This window comes from Azohydromonas lata (genome assembly GCF_034427735.1).
GTDB classification, from domain to species: Bacteria; Pseudomonadota; Gammaproteobacteria; order Burkholderiales; family Burkholderiaceae_C; genus Azohydromonas; species Azohydromonas lata.
Genome location: NZ_JAXOJX010000003.1, coordinates 147,444 through 168,286, shown reverse-complemented (window position 1 = coordinate 168,286; position 20,843 = coordinate 147,444). Strand labels below are relative to the sequence as shown.

General features: G+C 62.4%; 13 protein-coding genes and 1 pseudogene. 5 read left to right on the top strand and 9 right to left on the bottom strand.

The genetic code is table 11. The features are described from left to right. Positions 1 to 7 precede the first annotated feature (7 nt). The 5 genes from SM757_RS04280 to SM757_RS04260 all read right to left on the bottom strand — a co-directional run bounded on the left by SM757_RS04280 (position 8) and on the right by SM757_RS04260 (position 10,452). Positions 8 to 3,127 (bottom strand): type I restriction endonuclease subunit R, encoded by a 3,120-nt coding sequence (locus SM757_RS04280; RefSeq protein WP_322464466.1) that lies wholly within the window; start codon positions 3,125 to 3,127, stop codon positions 8 to 10. A 3-nt stretch (positions 3,128 to 3,130) separates the two neighbouring features. After that, positions 3,131 to 4,246, bottom strand: a complete 1,116-nt coding sequence (locus SM757_RS04275) for an anticodon nuclease (protein ID WP_322464465.1) — start codon at positions 4,244 to 4,246, stop codon at positions 3,131 to 3,133. A 1-nt stretch (position 4,247) separates the two neighbouring features. Beyond that, positions 4,248 to 5,390 carry a restriction endonuclease subunit S gene (locus tag SM757_RS04270; protein WP_322464464.1) on the bottom strand — a complete coding sequence of 381 codons (1,143 nt, stop codon included), beginning with the start codon at positions 5,388 to 5,390 and terminating at the stop codon, positions 4,248 to 4,250. Beyond that, positions 5,387 to 6,946 (bottom strand): type I restriction-modification system subunit M, encoded by a 1,560-nt coding sequence (locus SM757_RS04265; RefSeq protein WP_322464463.1) that lies wholly within the window; start codon positions 6,944 to 6,946, stop codon positions 5,387 to 5,389. The genes SM757_RS04270 and SM757_RS04265 overlap by 4 nt, the downstream gene beginning before the upstream one ends. 503 nt (positions 6,947 to 7,449) lie before the next feature. Continuing rightward, positions 7,450 to 10,452 (bottom strand): ankyrin repeat domain-containing protein, encoded by a 3,003-nt coding sequence (locus tag SM757_RS04260; RefSeq protein WP_322464462.1) that lies wholly within the window; start codon positions 10,450 to 10,452, stop codon positions 7,450 to 7,452. Between the two features lie 77 nt (positions 10,453 to 10,529). Between SM757_RS04260 and SM757_RS04255 the strand changes: the two genes are divergently transcribed. From SM757_RS04255 to SM757_RS04240, 3 genes and pseudogenes are all read left to right on the top strand, one after another. Beyond that, entirely contained in the window at positions 10,530 to 11,195 is a 666-nt protein-coding gene (locus tag SM757_RS04255; protein ID WP_322464461.1) for an MbcA/ParS/Xre antitoxin family protein, read from the top strand. After that, positions 11,188 to 11,823 carry an RES family NAD+ phosphorylase gene (locus SM757_RS04250; RefSeq protein WP_322464460.1) on the top strand — a complete coding sequence of 212 codons (636 nt, stop codon included), beginning with the start codon at positions 11,188 to 11,190 and terminating at the stop codon, positions 11,821 to 11,823. The genes SM757_RS04255 and SM757_RS04250 overlap by 8 nt, the downstream gene beginning before the upstream one ends. 135 nt (positions 11,824 to 11,958) lie before the next feature. Beyond that, positions 11,959 to 12,611 (top strand): annotated as a pseudogene (locus SM757_RS04240) (helix-turn-helix domain-containing protein); the annotation flags it as partial. 473 nt (positions 12,612 to 13,084) lie between these two features. Here SM757_RS04240 and SM757_RS04235 read toward each other — a convergent pair. Together SM757_RS04235 and SM757_RS04230 are read right to left on the bottom strand one after the other, a co-directional pair. Continuing rightward, positions 13,085 to 14,086, bottom strand: coding sequence for a ParB/RepB/Spo0J family partition protein (locus SM757_RS04235; RefSeq protein WP_322464458.1), 1,002 nt, complete (start codon positions 14,084 to 14,086; stop codon positions 13,085 to 13,087). A gap of 19 nt (positions 14,087 to 14,105) precedes the next feature. After that, on the bottom strand, positions 14,106 to 15,218 hold the full coding sequence (locus tag SM757_RS04230; protein WP_322464457.1) for a ParA family protein: 1,113 nt from the start codon (positions 15,216 to 15,218) through the stop codon (positions 14,106 to 14,108). A 456-nt stretch (positions 15,219 to 15,674) separates the two neighbouring features. Here SM757_RS04230 and SM757_RS04225 point away from each other — a divergent pair, with 456 nt between their 5' ends. Then, complete coding sequence (locus SM757_RS04225; RefSeq protein ID WP_322464456.1) at positions 15,675 to 16,211, top strand: hypothetical protein; 537 nt, start codon at positions 15,675 to 15,677, stop codon at positions 16,209 to 16,211. 232 nt (positions 16,212 to 16,443) lie between these two features. Then, positions 16,444 to 17,919 (top strand): replication initiation protein, encoded by a 1,476-nt coding sequence (locus tag SM757_RS04220; RefSeq protein ID WP_322464455.1) that lies wholly within the window; start codon positions 16,444 to 16,446, stop codon positions 17,917 to 17,919. A 117-nt stretch (positions 17,920 to 18,036) separates the two neighbouring features. On the opposite strand, the gene SM757_RS04215 is transcribed toward SM757_RS04220, so the two are convergent. Together SM757_RS04215 and SM757_RS04210 are read right to left on the bottom strand one after the other, a co-directional pair. After that, on the bottom strand, positions 18,037 to 18,999 hold the full coding sequence (locus SM757_RS04215; protein ID WP_322464454.1) for a hypothetical protein: 963 nt from the start codon (positions 18,997 to 18,999) through the stop codon (positions 18,037 to 18,039). A gap of 289 nt (positions 19,000 to 19,288) precedes the next feature. Continuing rightward, positions 19,289 to 20,839 (bottom strand): DUF5710 domain-containing protein, encoded by a 1,551-nt coding sequence (locus tag SM757_RS04210; RefSeq protein ID WP_322464484.1) that lies wholly within the window; start codon positions 20,837 to 20,839, stop codon positions 19,289 to 19,291. Between the last annotated feature and the right edge of the window lie 4 nt (positions 20,840 to 20,843).

Below are 20,843 nucleotides of genomic sequence, written 5' to 3'. Positions count from 1 at the left end.
ATTTGCTTCAAATCTGGCCACCAACGCCTTTGAATTTCTCAACGAACGCAGCGATTTTCTGAAAGACCGTCTGCTTCTTGGTCTTGAACTGAGGGTTCAAGGGGCTCATCTTCGGTAGCACCGCGTTGAGTTCGGTGCCGTTCTCGCTGGCGAACTCTCGCTTCAGTGAAGCGGTGATGTAGCGCTTCGCTGCTTCGGCGTTGAGGCCCTCCGTCGTGATCAAGTCTTGCGCTTCACGCTGCTGCTCAGCTTGGGCGAACTTGAAGAAAGCATCGATCACGCTGGCCTTGTCGCCAAGCTGGTCCAGATCGGTCTGGTTGATGAAGTCGACCAGCAGGCCTTCTTTGGCGCGGTTACCCAGGCTTGCGCGGATCACCCGCCGCACCTCATCCACCAGCTCGCTCTTGCTCTTGATCTTCTTGTTGTGCTCGAAGATCAGTTCCAGGATGTAGTCGAGGTTGATTTCCTGCGACTTCAGCAGGTCCACCTCAAAGACCACGTCATCCCAGTCGATGGTCGACTTCTCCTTCTCGGCGCCTGCCTTCTCGCGACGCAACCAGTCGCGCACGTCGTTGTAGGTGGAGCGGTAGTCCTGGATCTTCCGCTCTGCAGGGAGCGTGATGGCTTGCAAGGCCGCCAGATCTTCATCGCTCAGATAGTGCTTGGCCTTGAACGCTTCCACCGCAGCGGCATCCGCCAGATCGACGGTCTGAAGCTCCTTCAGGCTGGCGAACTCGTCGTAGTTCTGCAGGATGTTCTCAACGCGCAGGTATTCGCCAAACAGCTTGGCAAAGGCCTTCTTGTCGCACTCCTTCTCAATGGTTGCTGGGTCAGGGAAGCGAGCCTCCAGCTCTTGCACCACATCCTTGAAGCCTCGCCGTGCCTCACCCGTGGCCGTATCGGTGAAGCCTTCCATGTACTCCTTGTAGCTCTTCTCCAGCACCACGTTCTTGGTGTTTTTGTCTCCGAACAACGTGATGGCGTCGATGGTCGCCTGCTCCAGGTCGCGGAAGGTGACGATGTTGCCGAAGGTCTTGGTGGCGTCGAAGATGCGGTTGGTGCGAGAGTAGGCCTGCATCAGCCCGTGGAAGCGCAGGTTCTTGTCGACAAACAGCGTGTTGAGCGTGGGGGCGTCAAAGCCCGTCAGGAACATGCCCACCACGATGAGCAGGTCGATCTCCTTGGCCTTCACCTGCTTGGCCAGGTCTCGGTAGTAGTTCTGGAAGCCGTTGCTGTCCACGTTGAAGTTGGTCTTGAACAGCGCGTTGTAGTCGGCGATGGCAGCGCTCAAGAACTCCTTGGCGCTGCTGTTCATGGCCGAGACGTCAAAGCTCTCGTCCTGGATGTCGCCGATCGCGTCCTGCTCTTCGTTGGCGGCGAACGAGAAGATGGTGGCCACCTTCAGCGGCCGCAGTGTCGTTGGGCTGGTCTTCTGCAACTCCCGGAAGCTCTCGTAGTACAGCTTGGCGGCCTCCACGCTGCTGACGGCAAACATGGCGTTGAAGCCCTTAGTTTTGTCCGTACCACCCGCGTGCAGGCGGTGGGTTTTCTGCCGGAAGTTGGTCAGGATGTACTGGGTGATCTCGCGGATGCGGTCCGGGTGCAGCAGCGCCTGCTTGTTCTCTGCCGCGCTGAGCTTCTTCTCGTCCTTCTCGGTCTCGATGGCCTTGAACCGTGGGCGCACATCGTTGTAGTCCACCTTGAACTTCAAGACCTTCTCGTCGCGGATGGCATCGGTGATCACGTACGAGTGCAGTTCACGGCCAAACACGCTGGCCGTGGTCTCGGCGCCCAGAGCGTTCTCCGGGAAAATGGGCGTGCCGGTGAAACCGAACTGGCAGAACCTCTTGAACTTCTTCTTCAGGTTCTTCTGGGCTTCGCCAAACTGGCTGCGATGGCATTCGTCGAAGATGAACACCACCTGCTTGCCGTACAGGGCCAAGTCAGCTTCGCTCTTCATCAGGTTGTTGAGCTTCTGGATGGTGGTGACAACGATCTTGTTGTCGTCCTTCTCCAGGTTGCGCTTCAGGCCCGCCGTGCTGTCTGAGCCGTTCACACTGTCAGGCGAAAAACGCTGGTACTCCTTCATGGTCTGGTAGTCCAGATCCTTGCGGTCCACCACGAAGAACACCTTGTCGATGAAGTCCAGCTCAGTGGCCAGGCGCGCCGCTTTGAAGCTGGTCAGGGTCTTACCAGAGCCCGTGGTGTGCCAAATGAAACCACCGCTCTCCGTGTTGCTCCAGTTCCTGGACTGATGGCTGCTCTTGATCTTCCACAGAATGCGTTCCGTGGCAGCGATCTGGTAGGGGCGCATCACCAGCAGCGTGTTGCTAACGTCGAACACCGAGTAATGCAGCAACACGTTGAGCAGCGTGTGCTTCTGGAAGAAGGTGGCCGTGAAGTCCTTCAGATCCTTGATCAGCGTGTTATCCGACCTCGCCCAGTTCATGGTGAAGTCGAAACTGTTCTTGTTGCGCTGCGTGGTGTTGGCGAAGTAGCGGGTGTCGGTGCCGTTGGAGATCACGAACAGCTGCAAGAACTTGAACAGCGACTGATCGCTGTTGAAGCTCTCCTTGCTGTAGCGGTGCACCTGGTTGAAGGCCTCGCGGATGGCCACGCCACGCTTCTTCAGCTCCACCTGCACCAGCGGCAAACCATTGACCAGGATGGTCACGTCGTACCGGTTGGCGTGCGTGCCCGTCTGCTCAAACTGCTTGATGACCTGCACCTTGTTGCGGGTGACGTTCTTCTTGTCCAGCAGGTAGATGTTCTGGATGCGCCCGTCGTCAAAGACGAAGTCGTGGATGTAGTCGTCGTGGATCTTGCGGGTCTTCTCGACGATGCCATCACTTGGCTTGTCCAGCCAAGACTCTACAAATCGCAGCCATTCACCATCGGTGAACTGCACTGCGTTGAGCGCCTGCAGTTGCACGCGTACGTTGGCCAGCAGATCGACGGGGGTCTTGATGAACGGAGCGAACTCGTAGCCCTGATTGACCAGATCCTGGATCAGCTCACGCTCCAGATCGCTTTCGCTCTGGTAGGTCTCTGCGACCTTCCACTCGCGGGTGTATTGGTCGAGGACGATGAAGTTCTTGGACTCGGCGATGGCCTTGTAATCGTTCATTTATCAGGCGCCCTGTGGCTGCCAAAAGGCATGTGTAATCTTCAAGTGATCCAGCAGTAGCTTGACTGTGGCGCCTTCAGCCGGCGTAGGCTGAGCAACGGCCATATTCGACAGCGTGCTGTGGCTGGTGAAGTTGATGATGCGGCTGTAGTACAGCTGCTTGTCATCCGGCAGAAGTTCAGACCACTTCTGGTACCCCAAGAAGCTGGCTGTCTTCTCGTACAGATTACGGAGAAGCGTGAAGTGAAAGCGCTCGACCTTGCTGCCCGCAATGGCCTCTTCAATGGTCTGCAGCAGATGCAGATGGTAGGAAAAGCTCTTGTTGGAGTCGCCTGGCTTTTCAGTGAGCGTGAAGCTGCCGTCTTCCAAACGCTCCAGCATGTAGCAGCCCTTGTTGCTGAACTCGTTGAACAGCACGTTGTAGAACAGCGGACTGTGCGTGGTGATGATGAACTTCAGGTCAGATTGACTGGATTTGATCGAAGAAGCCAGGTTAACCGCCAGTTCGATCAGGTGGTTCTCGTCCAGCGAGCTTACCGGGTCATCCACGAAAACGTGGGTCAGGTTATTGAAGGCCTCGGTGGACCGGTTGTCGGCTTCCGGGATGTTCAGCTCGGCAATCACCTGCTCCAGCAGTGCATTGAACACACTCCAGATGAAGTTGCTTTCTTCGCCTTTAGAAATCTTGATGTGGGGTTCTGGCGCCTTGTTTCCGCGCTCAAACGAGAAGTTGACGGATGAGAAGTCTGCGCTGAAATGCGGCGTCAACTTGTCGCTGGTGTAGCGCTGGAAGGTGGTGGTGATGCTCTGGTCCTGGCCTTGCTCTTCCAGCACCCATTTGGTGAACGCATTAGGTTGAATCATCAGCTTGGGCTCAGCATCCCGCCCCAAGTCGTTGTCCCAATAGAACAGGTCTTCGGTGAAGGCACTGTAGTAGAGAATCTTCTTGTCGGCCAAATTCGATGGCGACGGGTCATCACCTTCCCCTTTAGGCGCAATCAGTTGCTTGAACGCCCGTGACAGGCGCGTCTTGCCCGTGCCGTTGAATGCATAGATCAGCTGCACCTTCTTCTTGGCGCCTTTCAGCTGCTGGGCTATCTCTTCGAGCTTCTTGCCCATGTCATGCCTCTACGCCCTCTGATTTGGGGAAGCTCAGCAGCAAGTCGCGGTAGTAAGCGTACTGCTTTTGGCGCAACTCGATTTCTCGGGGCAAGCCTTCGGTGAGGGAGTTCGTGAGGGCGTCGAATTTGTCGAGGGTGTGGGCGATTCGATCTTGCTCCGGTAGTTCAGGAATCGGAATCAGTAGCTCTTTCAAGCTGCCTGCATTCAGTGCAGGAATTCCATCGTATGTACACAGAGCCTGAATCTCCGGCTGCATTTTTTGCAATAGATGATAGAGGTACCTAATTCTGAGTGTGGTCTTGTCGCGAATCGTGGCTGAATAGTTCAGATTGCCTCGAAAGTACTTCCCTTCAGCCCAGGTGATGGAGCCCACCCCAGCGCCTCGTGAAGTAATGCCAATAGGATCGTCGCTTACGTTCCATTCGTCAATGAACCCGAGTGGTTCTTTCCCGCTATTTAGGACGGGGTAGTGGCCCGGATTTTCAGAAATCATTTGCTTGTTTACGGATTGGCCAGTCTTAATGACCGTCATTTCCCCCAACGTCTTCCACTCCACCTCACCATCGTCAAAACTCAACAACAGATCCCGATAGTGGTTGTATTGCTTCTTCCTGGCGGTAAGTTCGGCGGTAAGCTCGGTGGTAAGCTCGGTGAAGGTGTCCAAGATGCGGACAATTTCGCCTTGGATTTCAAGCGATTTTGGGGGATTTTCGGGGCAGGGGATGGGGACAAGAAGCGGTGCGAGATCCCGTGTGTTGAAGTACGGAATTCCGCCACCCTTTGCTAGGCCTTGAATCTTTGACTCATTGCTCTTTAGAAAAAAATATAGAAATCTTTGGTTTAGTTGGATGATTGGTGATAGAAGGAAAACATTATTAGCCAACCAAATTGGGGTTGGCCAATAGTTGACGTGGCCGGCGTATGCACCATGCGAAGTCACAGTGACACTAATAGGCCCGAAGTTCCACTCTGAATGTGCGCCAACTTCCGTTTTGCTGGCGGTCACTATTGGATAGGTCCCTGGAATAATGTTGACTGGTTTTAGTTGTTCGCCGCGTTTAAATTCAACAACGTCAGCAAGCGGCATCCACGCTACGTCAACGCCGTCTAGCAACTTGTGCACGTACTTCAGGTGGCTCATGCCTCCACCTCCCCGCCCTCAATCTCCGCCACGATGGCGTCAATGTCCCTGCGCAACTTGTCGATGTTGGCCATGGTGGCTTTCAGATCGGCGTTGAGCTTGGCGATGTTCACCACCTCGCGGGTGTCTTTGGCTTCGACATAGCTGCTGACTGACAGGTTGTAGGCATTGGCCGCCACTTGCTCCAGGGGCACGGACTTGGCTAAGTGCTCGACGTTTGCCTTGCTGTCGAACACGGCCATGATTTGCTCGATGTGGGCATTCAGCAGCACGTTGTTGTTGGTTTCTTTCTTGAACAGGCTGCTGGCGTCAATGAACTGCGTGGTTGTGTCCTTCTTGTTCTTAGCCAGCACCAGAATGCTCACCGCGATGGTGGTGCCAAAGAACAGATTGGAGGCGAGAGAGATCACGCTCTCGACGTAGTTGTTGTCCACCAGGTACTGGCGAATCTTCTGCTCAGCCCCACCCCGGTAAAAGATGCCGGGAAAGCACACGATCGCCGCACGCCCCTTGGCCGACAAGTAGTTCAGAGCGTGCAGCACAAAGGCGAAGTCCGCCTTGGACTTGGGCGCCAGCACGCCGGCCGGGGCAAAGCGCTCGTCGTTGATCAGCGTGGGGTCGTCACTGCCGATCCACTTCACCGAGTACGGTGGGTTGGAGACGATGGCGTCAAAGGGCCTTTCGTCAGCAAAGTGCGGCTCTTCGAGCGTGTTGCCCAGCTGGATGTTGAACTTGTCGTAGTTCACGTTGTGCAAGAACATGTTCATCCGCGCCAAGTTGTACGTGGTGTGGTTAATTTCTTGCCCGAAGAAGCCGTCTTCGATCAGGTGCTGGTCGAAGTGCTTTTTGGCCTGCAAGAGCAGCGAGCCCGAGCCGCAGGCCGGGTCATAGATCTTGTTGATGCTGGTCTGGCCGTGCATCGCCAGCTGCGCAATCAGCTTGGAGACCTGCTGTGGTGTGAAGAACTCGCCGCCTGACTTGCCGGCGTTGGCGGCGTAATTGGAGATCAGGAATTCGTAGGCATCGCCGAACAGGTCGATGTGGCTGGCATCGAAGCCGCCGAAGTCCAGTTCCGCCACGCCCTTGAGCACGGCGGCCAGTCGCGAGTTCTTGTCCTTGACGGTGTTGCCCAGGCGGTTGCTGGTGGTGTCGAAGTCGGCAAACAGGCCCTTGATGTCGAGCTCGGAGGGGTAGCCGCTGGCAGAGGCCTCAATGGCTTTGAAGATGTTGGTCAGGTCGGTGTTCAGGCTCTCGTTTGTGTTGGCATTCGCCGCAACGTTGACGAAGAGCTGGCTGGGGTAGATGAAGTAGCCCTTGGTCTTGATGGCGTCGTCTTTCGCAGCCTCAATGTTCTCGTCATCGTCCGCCATGGCGGCGTAGTCCACGCTGGCATCGCCGCCGGTGATGTAGTCGACGAAGTTCTCGCTGATGAAGCGATAGAACAGGGTACCCAGCACGTATTGCTTGAAGTCCCAGCCGTCGACGGCTCCGCGCACTTCATTGGCGATCTTCCAGATTTGGCTTTGTAGCGCAGCTCTTTGCTGGATGCTGGTCATGTATTGTTCTTTCGATTACGACTAAAGATTGATGGCGCAGCCAAGTGAGTACTCCCGGCTAATTCACACCCTCAAGCGCACGGGATAGTCTACTTGGGCTCTATCAGCCCCTCGGCCTGAGCGCCTGTACCCGGCGGTTGCTGCAAACGTACACGCCAACGATCTCGAACGGCTTGCACGGCACACGCGTGAGCACTGCGCCCGCTCGTTCTATGTAGGCTGTGACCATGCTCGATCGCGTGGCACGACCAAGTGAAAAGCCCCGTGAGCTTTTGAGCGCACGGGGCTTTCGGTGCTTGGTGAGCCGGAAGTTCCTACTTCTGAACGGTACTGAATCGGGTACAGGGTCATTGGTGGCCTGGGGCGGATCGAACCACCGACACGCGGATTTTCAATCAGCGTGGCGACTTCACATAACGCCGCTTGGTTATTTTTCGGGCAAACCGCGGCTACTTTGGTTTTCTTTGAGTTTGTGCAGCCGGCCACGGCCCTTTGGCGCAGTATCAGGCCTTCCTTGGTGCAGATCGCGATTGGCCGTCCGAGCCCGGTGCTGTGGTCACCACGCCCAGTTGGCTCAGCAACTGCGCCGGCCGCACCCAGTAGAGAGCTTCTCCGCCACAGCCGCGGTCGATCCACGCCAGGTTCAGCGCCTCGTACACGGGCTGCCAGCCCTCGCCACGGCGCAGCAGCAGCGAGGGACTGGGCACGTAGCGGCCATGGCGCACGCGGCGCCAAAGCCGACGCGCCGGCCGGTAGTCACTGTCGACCTCTCCACGAGCCAGTACATGGTTGAGGTAGCTGCGCTTGCGCCGCTTGTCGCCCCACAGGTGCGGTGGCAAGGCCTCGAGCACACCGTGCAGTTGTTCGGCAAAGAAGCCCTCCTGGTACTTCCAGAGCTCCATTGGCCGCTGCACGCAGCGCGACCATTGCGTCTTCAAGCCTGCCAGCATCAGCGTAAGCACCCAGTATTCGCCGTGGTGGCGTTCGATGCGCACCAGGCGTCCATCGGTCTGCACGTCAATGGCTGAGGGCGCCAGCAGATCGAAAATCGCCGGCAGCCCCGTGCGGGTGAACTCCGTCTCCTCCAGCGCGCGGCCGACCGCGAACAGCCATGCCGTGTGCCCGAATTCGTCGTGCACGTCTGGATCGGCGCCCTTGTCCAACAGTGCCCGCACCAGTGGCGCGTTGCCGGCGCGCGCAGCCAGCATCAATGCGGTGGCACCGACCGGCGTGCGGTGGTCCACGCCATGCACGTCGGTCTGGCGCAGCACCTCCTTGAAGTTTTTGGCCGCATAGGGCTGCAGGTGACGCTGGCGCAGTGACGCTACCGTGCGGCGCACCTGCAAGTGGGCCTCGTCCCACAACGGCATCCGGATATCGCGGGTATCGAGCCAGCCTGCGCCAATGAAATTGCCGTCAAGTACCAGCGGACGTGCCGGAGCGAAATTCACGGCCGCGAGCCGCTCGACCCAGTGCTGCTGCCCATGCCACAACGCGTAGTCGAAGAGGGCCTGCCGCGGCTTGATACTTGGATTGGCGGCGTCGAACGCCTTGAGCGCAAGCTGTTCAATGTGTCCTTGGTCCCACGGCGCCCAGGGCACCGTGCGATGCTGCAGGAAGGCCTCGCGGATGGCCTGTGCCTGCTCGGCCTTGCCCTGCAGCTCGAGCTTGCGCGCTTCCTGTGCCCATTCGTCCTTGGTGGAAGCGCGCGACGGCTGCAGTTGCGCCTCGCCGGGCCGCAGGCCCAGCAACTCCAGCAGCGCATGGCCGGTGTCGGACTCCACCAGCGTGAGCGAGCGCACCGCGCGCGTCATCGCCACGTACAGCGCATTGACGTAGAACTTGTAGACCTCCAGCGAGCGATCAGACTTGTCACGTGCGCGGGCGTAGTCCAGGCTCTCGCGCTGCACGTCGGCTGCCGTGACGCCCTCGCACACCTCGGCGTACGCCGCGCGCTGCCCCGACACCAGGTTGAACAGCACCACGTGCGGGTACTCGAGGCCCTTGGCCTCGTGCACCGAGAACAGCAGCGGCGTGCGAAAACGTTCCCGCGCCGCGGCCTTGTCCTCATCGCGCAGCACGATCACCGCGTGCTGCACGGAAGCGCGCGTGGCCGCGTCCAGCGCCTTGAGCGCCGCGTCCTTGGCCGGCACCAGCGAAACGTCGCCCTCCTCGCCAGAGGTGCTGGTGACGAGGAAGTTGCTCTCGCGGTCCACCGAGCCGAAACGCGACTGCTTGATCTTGAGCAGCCGGTTGGCCAACTCCGTGACGCGGCGGGTGTTGCGGAAGTTGGCCTGCAGCACGTGCAGCTGCTGGCGCTGCGCCGCCGTGCCAGCCAAGCCGTGCCAAAACATCGTCTTTACCGCGGCCCAGGAGAAAAAGTTGGGGTGCACGATCTGGTTGCTGTCGCCGCACAGCAGGAACTGCCCCGGTATCTTGAGCGTGGCCAGCACCAGCGCCAGCTGCACCGGGGTGAAATCCTGCACCTCGTCCACCACCACGAAGTCGTACTCGGGAACCGCCCGCGCGCGCCACTCATGCGCCACGAGGTTGGCATCGAAGAGCCCGGCCTCGGCCAGCCACTGGCGGTAGCGCTGGAACAGCGCGTGCGCCGCCTCGCGCGCCGCGGGCGGCAAAAGGCTCTGGCGCGGACCCAGCGCCAGGTACTCCTCCAGCGCCATCGGCCCGCCGGGCTGGGCGCCGATGACGCCGCGGAACTCCTCGAACAGCGCATGGGCGTCGATGTCGCCCAGGGCGCGCACGGCCTGGCGGTGGCGCTCGCACCAGCCGCGAAAGGAGCGCAGGTCCACTTCGCGCCCCGGCGGCACGTGCAGGGTCTCCAGCAGCTCGCGAAAGCTCACGAACTGCGCTTCCTGCGCCGGGTTCTCGAACCCGTGTGCCCCGTAGAGTGCCAGCGCGCCTTGCGCCAGGTACGGCGAGAGCGTGACGTACAGCACCCGCCCGGGAAGCTCGCGCAGCCGCGAGATGGTCAGCGCCGTCTTGCCCGAGCCCGCGGAGCCGGCCACCACCAGCGGCAGTGCCAGCCGCGACAGCGTGTCCTGCGCATCGTCGAACACCACGGGCTTGTCCAGCAGCTCGAACTGCGAGCGCTGCGGATGCAGCCAGCGCAGCGGCGCGAGCTCCGTCTCAGGCACCGCCGCGGGCTGCACCGGCGGCTCCTGCTCGATCTTGGCCTCGTCCACCATCGCACCGCGCAGGAAGCGCGAATGGTCATAGGCGTGGTTGAGGATTACCTCCAGTGCCAGGCACACCGTCTGGCCCTCAATGCGCGCAAACTGCAGGAGCAGCCGGTTGGCGTGGTCCAGCCGCGCGCGGTAGTACGGCCCCGCATGCAGCTTTTTCACGTCCGCCGTGCGGAAGTCGCCGGCCTCGATGGCTGAACGCACCTTGTCGAAGGCCGCGCGCACGCGACGCAGGTCGAGATCCTTGTACTGGAGCACACGCATGGGGTTGAAGCGCTGGGGCAGATGTACCAGGGCGCCCATTGTCCGCGCATCGCATTGAGCGAAATCGTGTTTTACGTGGCTCTGATACCATGACCTCGCAAAACACGAGATTCATCATGCAACGCATCAATGCCACGCTCTCGTTCGAAGTGACGGTGCATCGCTCCAGCGCCGACATCGAACGGTTGCGCCCCCGCAAGGAAGCCCTGCGCAGCACTGTGAACGCCCTGGCCGAGATCGCCACCGAGCGAATGCTCACTCAGCGTGAGCAGTTGCACGAACGCCTGGTGGAGGACTTCCTGCAAGGGGTGCAGCTCACGCCGCTGGATGTGCGCCGTGCGCGCATGACGGCCGAGGCGCTCAAGGACATCTTTCAGAACACCGAATGGCTCAGTACCGAGGAAATGGGCGAGCAGGGCGAAGCGGTCGAGGCGCTGGCCTGCGGGACGCCGGTTGCGACGCAAGACATTCCGGCTGCGCAGCGCCGGGCTGCGGCCTCCAGAGTCAACCGTTGGAAACGCGAGGGGCGGCTGTTCTCGATCCCGCGACAGGGAAGGGACTGGTACCCGCGCTATGCCGTCGATGCGATGTTCCGTCCGTTGCCTGTCGTCCAGCACATCGTGGCGGCCTTTGGCGAGGGCTCGCCGCTGCGCATCGCGAGCTGGATGGAGTCGCCCAACTCCTATCTGGACGGGCAACGTCCCCGCGAGCTGCTGGAGAAGGCGCCGCAGTTGGTACTGCACGCGCTGGAGCGGCACCGCGTGGGCGCACTGCATGGATGAGCTGATTGCAGCGATCCAGGGCACGCCTCATCTTGCACAGGTCAGCATCAACGGCTGGTGGCGGGTGCATCCCGATCGTTACGCCGGGGACGCCTTCAATCCCAGCGCCGACAGCAACGCGCGCTTCAGTCCGCTCAAGCGCGCCGACACGACGGTACTGCCGGTGATGTACGCCGCCGACAAGGTCGAAGGTGCGCTGATGGAGACGGTGTTCCACGAGGCGCCCTGCCCGTCCGCCGGAGCGCAGCTGCAACGCGCCGAAATCGAGGCCAAGTCGCTGGTGCTGTCGCAGCTGAACTGCAGTGCTTCACTGTCGCTGATCGACTTCAGCAGCACCGGGCTGCGTCGCGTGGGCTTGGTGAAGAGCCAAGTCATTGATACCAATGCTGTGCACTACCCGGCTACGCGGGCGCTGGCACAGCACCTCTACGAGCGCGAACCACAGGCGCAGGGGCTGCTGTGGATGTCCCGGCTCTTCGACCAGAGCCGGGCCGTGATGCTGTTCGAGGACCGAATCCCGGCGCAGTCCATCAGTGTCACTGCGCCGCCGCGCAGCGTCCTGGACGCTGACGTGGAAGAAACGATCATGGACTTGGTCGATCAGCTGGGCATGCGCTACCTGAGTTGAAACCTTTTGTGGCCACAGTTGACATAACGTCCTGATGCAGCCTGCACCGTGTAGGCGCCAATTAGTAATGTCGCATTCCAGCCAAGTAGAGATGTCGCATCTGTCGCAGCCCTGGGCACTGCTGGGAGCGCGGCCATGGCGACGGATGGAGCGACGATCACGATGAGCATGCGCGAAGCCGATCGGCTCAAGACCGTGCAGGCAGTGGTGGATGGTGCGCTGCGCGTGGGCGTGGCCGCGCAGCGCTTGGGGGACTGAGCCGACGTCAGCTTGAGCGGCTGCTGCAGCGCTACAAGGTTCAAGGCGCCGCCGGGCTGCTGTCGCGCAAGCGCGGCCGGCCTAGCAACCACCAGTTGCCCGCTGGGCTGGCCGAGCAAGCCATCGCGCTGATCCGCCGGTTCTATGCCGACTTCGGCCCAACACTGGCGGCCGAGAAGCTGTGCGAGCTCCATGGCGTGGTGCTGGGCAAGGAGACGGTGCGCCAACTCATGATCGCCGCGGGCCTATGGGTGCCACGCCGCCAGCGCACAGCGCCCGTGCACCAGCCCCGCAGCCGCTGCTCGTGCCTGGGAGAGCTGGGGCAGATCGACGGCTGCGAGCACGCGTGGTACGAGGACCGCGCGCCGCCGCGCACGCCGCTGGTGTTCGTGGACGGCGCCACGAGCTGGCTGATGCAGCTGTACTTCGCGCCGACCGAGACGACGTTCGCCTACTTCGAGGCGCTGCGTGTCTACCTGGGCTGCCATGGCAAGCCCATGGCGCTGTACAGCGACAAGGACAGCATTTTTTCGTCCCACACGTGATTCGGTCGATTTCGGCCGTGGCCAGTGAGGCTGGCGCTGGAATCCATGAAGTGGGTCGAAGTTCCAACGGGTGCGGCGATTGCCGCAGAACAGGCCAGCAGCGCAGGTACAAGTCGCTTCCTTATCGTCTCCTTCATGACAAGGCGACGAAACTCGGAACTCCTTGCGCAGAAGTGAACACTCCACCTGCTGGTCAAATCGCAAACGGGCGCTAGAACTCCTGCGGGCGACGCAACAACGATTGCCGGCAGTGTCGGACTACCGGAATCGGACACACACGGTGGAACACGTTGCCCGCCGCCACCCAAAGGTACTCGGGAGCCCGCTGGGCGGCGAACCAGGCAGATCCATGCTTTCGACTTACGCCGTACAAGTTCTGCTAGCGCATGAAAAAGCGGCCTACAGGCCGTTTCATTTTTCCTAAGTCCTTGATTTTAAAAGAGTCTCAACTTGAGACGCTATGAATGCCGTGCCTTGGCCATGTCGTCGAGCAGCGTGGCAATGCGCCGGCGGGCATCTTCCATGTCCACGTCCGCGTGAAACTCCACCCGCACCACGCTGCCGCTGATCCGGTAGTCCGCAAATTTGAACTTACCGGCCTTCACGGTGCCGGTCGCCGTGGCAGCCCGCGTCGCGCGGGGCGCCGTCCTTACATGGGCCGGCGCCTGGGCTTGCGTGATGCGCCCCGCCGCGATCAGGCGCACGGTTTCCACAACACGTTCGGCATTGGCTCCCGTGCACAGCTTGGCCAATTCCTCGGCGCAGGCTGCGCCCATGGCATCGGGACGCAGCTCCAATTCGGCCAGCGCCTCCGCCGGCAAACGGGAAAAGGCAAAAAGCCGGCTGATGGTGGCTTTGTGCACGCCGGCCAGGCGGGCCATTTCGGCCAGGCTGGCGCCGGTCGCCCGCTGCTCACGATCGAACCCCTTGTACTTCTCAAAATCGGGCAAATCATGGGCAATCAGGTTGGCGTAGAAGGCGGCCCGCTCGGCCGCCTGCTCCGCCACGTCCAGCACTGTGACACGTATGGCCGGCATACCCAACTCGCGGTACGCGGCCAGACGGTTCTCGCCGCTGACCACCTCGTAGCGGCCACTGTCCTTGCGGCGCACGGTGATGGGGTGCACCAGCGGGTTGGCGCGCAGGTTCTCCCGCAGCTCATCGAACTGCTCCTGCGTGAGTTTGCGCCGGCGTCCGGGCACGCTGTCTATGGCATCCAGCGGCAGCTCATGCGGCTGCCGCCGGGCCAGCTCGGTTTCGAGCTCGCGCACGCGCTCATGAACGTCGCCTTCCTGTGGCGCTTCGCCATCCGGTGAGGAAGGCACCGCTTGCGGCGCCACTACGCTGGCGCGCTGCAGCAGTTCCTCGTCGCTAAGCCGGGCGCCCCCTGCACGTTGCAACGGATTGAGCTTGACCGCCACCGGCGCCGCCGCCTTCTTTGGGCGCAGCGACGCAATCATCTCCGCGTCGGAAAGGTGCTTAGGCGACATGTTGGGGCTCCACGGTTCGGCTGCCGCCCTTGGCGGTGAACAGGCCCAGACGGGCCGAGATAAGGCGGGCCACGGCGCGCACATCGTCGGCCGCGGCGGACGTCGGCCGCGCCAGTAGCAGCGGCGCCTTGGGTTCGCTGTCCAGCGCGCGCGGAAAGTCCTCGCTGCGGCGCACGGTCTGCGCCAGTAGGGCGTCGCCATACTGGGCCGCGATAGCCGCCACGTGCATGCTGGAGCGCACACGCTGCGGGTCATGCTCGTTGCCCAGGATCATCAACTCCGGACAGCGACCGTAGTGCTCCACCATCTCGTTGAGCACGATGGCCAGGTAGGACAGCGCCTTGGTGCTGTAGTGCTCGAAGTTCACCGGGGACACCACCGCGTCGCTGGCCAGCAAGGCCGCGCGCGTGAGCCGGTTCTTGGACGGCGGGCAGTCAAAGAGGATGGCGTCGTAGATAGACAGGTCGCAGCCTGGCGTCTTGCCGGCACGGCCCTCGGCGATCCACTTCGTGAGCGCCAGGTCCGACTGCGCACCGGAGAGCGTTTCCACCAGCAGCCGGTAGTCCACGATGTCCAGCATCAGGTCTGCTGGCACCAGGTGCGGGCCCATCTCGCCCCAGGGCTTCTTGATCACGCGCGCGAGCGGCTGGCGCTCGTCCGCGCCCGGCAGCAGGTGGCCCAGGTGGTACTCGATCACATCATCTTCCGGCCGTCCCTGGGCCTTGGCCTCTTCCAACGTGAGCTCGCTGTCGTAGCCAAATCCCAGCGTCAGGCTGCCCTGGAAGTCCAGGTCCACTACCAGCACGCGCAGTCCCTGCAGTGCCAGGGCAACGGCCAGGTTGCCCGCCAGGGTGGTCTTGCCAATGCCCCCCTTCGGGTTCCATACCGCCATCACGGCCCGCTTGGCAGGTGCGGGGCCGTGATGCGTCGCGCGCCAGCGTGCGATGGAAAACAGGTCTGCCGGCCGGAACACGCGAGTGGACGAAGCCCCGGTCTGTTTGCGTTCCACCTTCAGGCCCGCGTCGTCGGCGCTTCTGCGCAACGTGTCTATGGTCAAGCCCAGCGCGGCGGCGGCGGCTTGGCCTCTGTACGTAATGGACAACTTCCTCTCCCAGCAACTTTGGCGGCGCGACTTTACCCGCCACGAGCATGGATGCAAGGTTTTTTGTTGTTTGCTCGCAAAACTCCTTGCATCCAAGCAAATAACTGATGAAACAAGCGTGAAGCCGGAGTGCTGGCGACCACGGCAGGCGCGCCCTTCATCCCCATGCCAGGACAAGGTGGGGAAATTTGTGCGCCTCCGTTTTTCGACGTGAACAAGGCCACGAACAGCGCATAGCGCGCCTCATCACCGGCCGGCATGCACTGCGCGGCATCGACAAAGTGGGGCTTCTTGTGAAGCCGCGGCGAGCACGAACATCAAAAAGGTGAGATTTCTTGTGCCGCGTTGCCTGGGCACCAACACGGCCTTCACAACAGCGCGGCGCGGAAGGTGGGGAAATTTGTGCAACAGCATTGTGCGACCGGGCACCCGCCACGAGTTGCATTGGCGACACCAGTGAAGCCACCGTTCCAGCAGGCCCTGCCTCCACACGCGTGGCGGTGTTGCAGTTGCCGGACAAACCAAGGTCACGGGCAGCAAAGTGAGGTTTTTTGTGCCGCCAACGAAGCATTGCGGGCAGTGCTTGGAACCTGGCCACTCCAGGCTGTACAAGGTGGGGAAATTTGTGCTGCCGCCTGGCATGCCTTGGCAAAGGAGGCTGAAACCTCGGCCTGCTTCACAAATTTCCCCACCTTTGCCTCGCGCCAGAGATGCCGTGGCATTACCGCATGCATCACAAAAATCCCCGGCATGGCTTTTGTGCATCAAGGTCCGGCATGCGCAGCCCTTGCCATGCGTAATTCCATCGGTCTTCCTGCGCAGCTCGGCTACAGGACACGTGTTCTGGTGGACGCTCGGTTTTTTACTGTCTACAAGCAAGCATCAATACAAGCAAGCAATTCGGCCGGCAATTTCTTTTTGAAAATCAACAACTTGCGCAAGAAAAAGTGGGGTTTTTTGTGTGCAAGGCAGGGTTTTTTGTGCGCAAGGTGAGGTTTTCTGTGCAGCGATGGTGGGGAAGCTTGTGCGGCAAAGCGGGGTTTTTTGTGCGCGATGGGGAGGTTTTTTGTGCAGCTACTGCAGCGCACCGGCGCCGACGACAGATTGGTGTTGCCCACGGCGCGCTTCATGGCCTTGTTGCGCGGAATCAGCAAAGGTGAGGTCATCTGTTGACCGACCCCACCTTTATGCCTAGTCTCGCGCATCCCTGAGCCCGGAGAGCATCTTGCGCGACCGCCCCGTTCCCTTGTCAGCCAATCCAGGCGAGCAACTGGCGCTGGCGGTGTTTGAGGAAACGGTGAGCCGCGAAGGCGCCCAGGCGACGCTGGCGCGCTCCAGCACCGACATCACCTACCGCAAGTCCAACGTGCTCATCGACGTGGGGGAGCTCAGCCTGGCCGCGCGCAAGGGGCTCAACGTGATGCACTTCCTCGCTTCACAAGCGCCGGCGGACGTGCAGCGCTTTGACGTGGAGCTGGGGCTCTTCAAGTTCCTTATGAACTATGAGAGCCGCAACCACCAGCACCTGGAGAAGGCGCTGCGCGAGGCGCAGAAGTCCAGCATCCGCATAGAGCGCATGCGCCCAAACGCGACGTCGCCGGACTGGATCTCCGTGCCGCTGGTCGGCGCCGTGGGCGTGGCCGGCGGCCGGGTGTACTTCGACTTCCACCCCGCCATACGCAAGCTGCACCTGGACCCCAGTAGCTACACCTACCTGTCGCTGCGCACGAGCTGCGTGTTCACGTCCATCTACGCCCACGGCCTGTACGAGCACCTGAAGGCCCTGGCCTACAAAGGATCGCCCACCGAGTGGGTGCCACTGGAGGACGTCAAGCGCTGGCTGGGCGTGGCAGAAACCAAGTGGCTCGCCGAGTTCAAGACCTTCCGCAAGGAGGCGCTGCAAAAGGCCGTGGACCAGCTCTGCGAGCTTTCGGACCTGCACGTCGAGTACGAGACGAAGTCCGTGCCGGGATCCAAGAAGGTAGGCCACATCCGCTTTCTCTTCCGCACGCAAAGCGGGGCGCTGGCGGTGTCGGTGGAGCACACCCAGGCGCTTCGCAGCCTCTACGACACGCTGGTGCGCGAGTTCGGCCTGGGCCAGTCGGACGTTGAGCAAATCACCCAAAGCGGCACCTCGCCGGAGCGCATCAAGGCCGCCATCGACTTTGTGCGCCACCGCATCGCCACGCAGCGCAAGAAGATCAGCGCCCCGGGCCGCTACCTGATGACGGCCATACAGGAGGGCTACGCCATCCCGACCGCCGAGGTCGAGGCGGTCGTCCCTTCCGCGCCCCTTGCTGCGCCGGCCGCCGCTGATACGCCCGCGCCCGCCGCGGCGTCCCGGCGCGCCGCTCCCTCGCCGCGCGCGCGCGCCACGCGCCAGGCGGCGCATGAGCAGCAGGCCGAGCAGGCGCTGCAGCGCGACTACCAGGAGCAGGGCGAGCGCGGCTATGCGCTGTATTTGGCCGCCGCGCAGGCGCAGCGCGACGAATGGCGCGCCTCGTTCGCCAGGACCCTGGTGTTCCGCGCGTTGAGCACGCAACTGCAGCGCGCCAAGGGCCCGCTCAGGGAAACCGAGTTGCACGACTCGCTGCGCCTGCGCCACGCGCTGGGCCAGCACGTCCTCAAATCCATGGGCAAAAAGCCCCGCGGTGCCGATGGGGCGGCCAAGGACCAAAGCCTGCTGTTCCCCGCGCAGTAATCGCGCCGCTGCCATTTCCGCAGGACAGCCCAACCGCCATCGCCCGGCCGCTTGCACGGCGGCTCTCGCATGCTTGCTTGATATCTTTTCATCAAAGCGCACCATTTTTTTGGAAAACTACGAGACCCCCAAGTTGCGCTGCTTCGATGCCGACTTCAGCGCTGCGAAGGCGTGCAAGTGCTCAGGCCGCGGCCGGGATCGCTGCGCCCGGTGTTCGGCCGCCTCACGTTCGCGCCTTTTGTCTTCGCGCTCGCCGGCCAGCGTGTTGGGACCCTTGACCGACCCTTGCACTGCAACCCCCTTGTGCCCGCCAGAAGGCGTCACAGGTCGCGTCCAGTCCTCGCCGCTGTGGATCAGGTGTATCAGGTAGCCAACGGGCTCCCGTGCGGCGAGGATGGCCGGCAACCGGTGCGCCATCACGTCTTGCACCCACACGTCGTGTGCGCGTGCAACGGCCAGCAGCTTGCGCACGGCATCCGGCTGTATCACCTGCAGCAGCGGCTTCAGGTCGTCGCGTACATGAATGGCACGGCCTTCAGCGGGATCTGTTGGGCTGCGGGCTTGGGTAGCGGCAGCTTCTTCCGCGGGCTGGGGCGCAGCCCCTTCGCTCCCTGAAGGGTTTGGTTCTTTATCTACTGGCTGCGCAACCTTTTGCGCACGTGGGCCGAAGAACAGGGCATCGGCGTAGGGCGTAAGCCAGGTTTGCGCGATCGGCGTGCCGGTACGGCGTGCGCCGCGCATTTCCTGGGGCGGGCGTTCGATGAGTCCCCATGCCACCAAGTCGGCGTTGGCGCCAGTGATGCTGCGCCGGCAGTAGTCCGTCGCGCCCTGGAGCTCGCGGACTGCCGTGTCGAACACGCGGCGCCGGCCGCAGCCATCAACGCTGCTGAGGTCAGCCTTGGCCAAGTACTCGTACAGCACGGCCTCGGCCCGAGCGGGCAGGCCGTGCAGTTCGCCTCGGTGTATCTGCTCCCCGAGCCGCAGGTGAGCTTCGTGAATGGGTTCAGGGAGATTGCGCGAGCGGCGGCAAGAAGGGGAGGGCGCACGTGCGCCCGTCTGGTCCGAAGTGGACTGGTTCATGAATTTGCAGGGACGAGTTCACCCGCGTGTTGCGGATTCCTTCGCGGCCCCTACACTTCAAGCCTGCAACAGCGGTGTGTCGGTCTCTACAGCAAGGGATCACGCATCACGGAGGACGCCTCGGGACTGGTAACCCCGGGGCGTTTCTCTTGGCGGGGTCAGATTTGCGTCTGAGCGGTCCCGGTCCTTTCTTCATCGGTGGCGCTGGCCAGTGGTAGGCCGGTCCAGCGCCGAGGTTGGCAAGGTCCACAGCGGCGGCGGCCATGGCTGCCGCAGCACCGTCAGGGTCTCAACCGGCGCGCAGCCTGTGCCCTTGACGCTGCCGGACACCCTGCGTCTGGCGTTGCGCCTGTTCCTGCGCCTGCTTCTGGTCGGCAGCCTGGTGGATCAGCTGGGCTTGCTTCACTTCCGGCAGCACCTGGCGCGTCAAGGCTTCGCGGCCGAGCGCGCTCCGCTGCGCGAGATCGTTGAAGTCGGTGTGCTTCTTCATCTGCTCCAGCGCCGCGACCTGCTCAGGCCTGAGCAGGTCAGCTTGCAGCGCTTGCTTGGCATCCGCGGTGATGCCGCCTTTGGCCAGCAACTCGCTGGCGTTTGCATGGGCGCGGTAGGTGGCGGGCGTGACTGGCGGCAGGTGGTCGGGATACGTGTTCTCGCCCGATGCGAATACCGGGAAGATAGCGCGGCCGCCAACGTCCCGCGCTGCGGCTTCGGCCTTCTCGCGGCCCGGGTTGAAGCCCTGCGTGATCTGCACCGCCTGGTCGTCGTCGCCGGCCACCAAGATGGGTTTCAAGGGATGGAGCTCGCGCAGAGCCTTGGCCACCGGCCCCAGGTTCCCGGAGTCGAAGGCCACGACCGCCGCCACGGTCGCACCCGCGGCTTCCTTGAGCGTCGCCATGGTGGCGTAGCCCTCGCCGACGACGATCACCGGCGCACGCTCCAGCTCCTTGATGCCGCCCAGCACATGGAAGCAGCCCTCCTTGCGGCTGTCCTTGGCGAAACGCTTCGTGCCGTCGGCGTCGATGTACTGGGTCGTCCACTGCTTGCCGGCTTTGTCGTAGGCGGGGACGAAGGTGGTCTTGCCGGCGTGATCCGTGAAGAGCCCGCGATGGGCCTGTACGCCCTTGGCCCGCAGGTAGGGCGTGGGCTGGTTGGGGTCCAGTGGCTCGACGGTTGCCAGTTGGCGCTGCACGCGCTGCGCGGCGGCCTCGTGCTGGCGCTGCTGCTCGGCCTCGCGCTCGACGCGTCTGGCTGCAGCCTCGGCGGTGAGCTGAAGCCGCTCTTCATCGCTGAGCCGGTAGCCCTTGGCCTTCCAGCGCAGCTCCTGGCCGGTGCGGTTGTTCTTGGCGTAGCCGGCCGGCACGTGTCCATTGAGGTGGGCGACGTAGAAGCCCGCCTGCTCCTTACCCTTGTCGCCGACCGCGGCAATGCGGTGCGACGCGCCGTCCATGACCGGGTGCTGGCCCTCAACGATGAACCCCATGCTGCGCAATTCATGGCCGAACTCTTCGCGCGCGGCTATGGCCGGATCCTGCTGCTGGCGCTGGTTCGCGGGCAGCCACTTGCCCAGCGTGCCCATGTCAGCGCCTTCGCCCACGTACCAGGACTTGGCCAAGCCGTCCCAGCGCGCGCCCGCGGCCTTGGCCTGGTGTCGCTCGACGTAGGGCACGGCGAGGTAGGTGCGCGGCTCCTCTTGGACCGGCGCCGACGGCTGATCGGTTGGCGTTGCCTGCGCCTGCCGAGCCGCCTCTTCCCTGCGCGGCCACTGCGCCAGCAGCGGCGCCGCCTCCACGCCGGCGGGCACGTACCAGGACTGCTCCTGGCGGTCCCAGCGCGCTCCCAGCGCC

Excerpts from the sequence above, each read along its gene's own strand:
- SM757_RS04280 (WP_322464466.1), bottom strand. The coding sequence starts at position 3,127 with ATGAACGATTACAAGGCCATCGCCGAGTCCAAGAACTTCATCGTCCTC.
- SM757_RS04275 (WP_322464465.1), bottom strand. The coding sequence starts at position 4,246 with ATGGGCAAGAAGCTCGAAGAGATAGCCCAGCAGCTGAAAGGCGCCAAG.
- SM757_RS04270 (WP_322464464.1), bottom strand. The coding sequence starts at position 5,390 with ATGAGCCACCTGAAGTACGTGCACAAGTTGCTAGACGGCGTTGACGTA.
- SM757_RS04265 (WP_322464463.1), bottom strand. The coding sequence starts at position 6,946 with ATGACCAGCATCCAGCAAAGAGCTGCGCTACAAAGCCAAATCTGGAAG.
- SM757_RS04260 (WP_322464462.1), bottom strand. The coding sequence starts at position 10,452 with ATGGGCGCCCTGGTACATCTGCCCCAGCGCTTCAACCCCATGCGTGTG.
- SM757_RS04255 (WP_322464461.1), top strand. The coding sequence starts at position 10,530 with ATGCAACGCATCAATGCCACGCTCTCGTTCGAAGTGACGGTGCATCGC.
- SM757_RS04250 (WP_322464460.1), top strand. The coding sequence starts at position 11,188 with ATGGATGAGCTGATTGCAGCGATCCAGGGCACGCCTCATCTTGCACAG.
- SM757_RS04235 (WP_322464458.1), bottom strand. The coding sequence starts at position 14,086 with ATGATTGCGTCGCTGCGCCCAAAGAAGGCGGCGGCGCCGGTGGCGGTC.
- SM757_RS04215 (WP_322464454.1), bottom strand. The coding sequence starts at position 18,999 with ATGAACCAGTCCACTTCGGACCAGACGGGCGCACGTGCGCCCTCCCCT.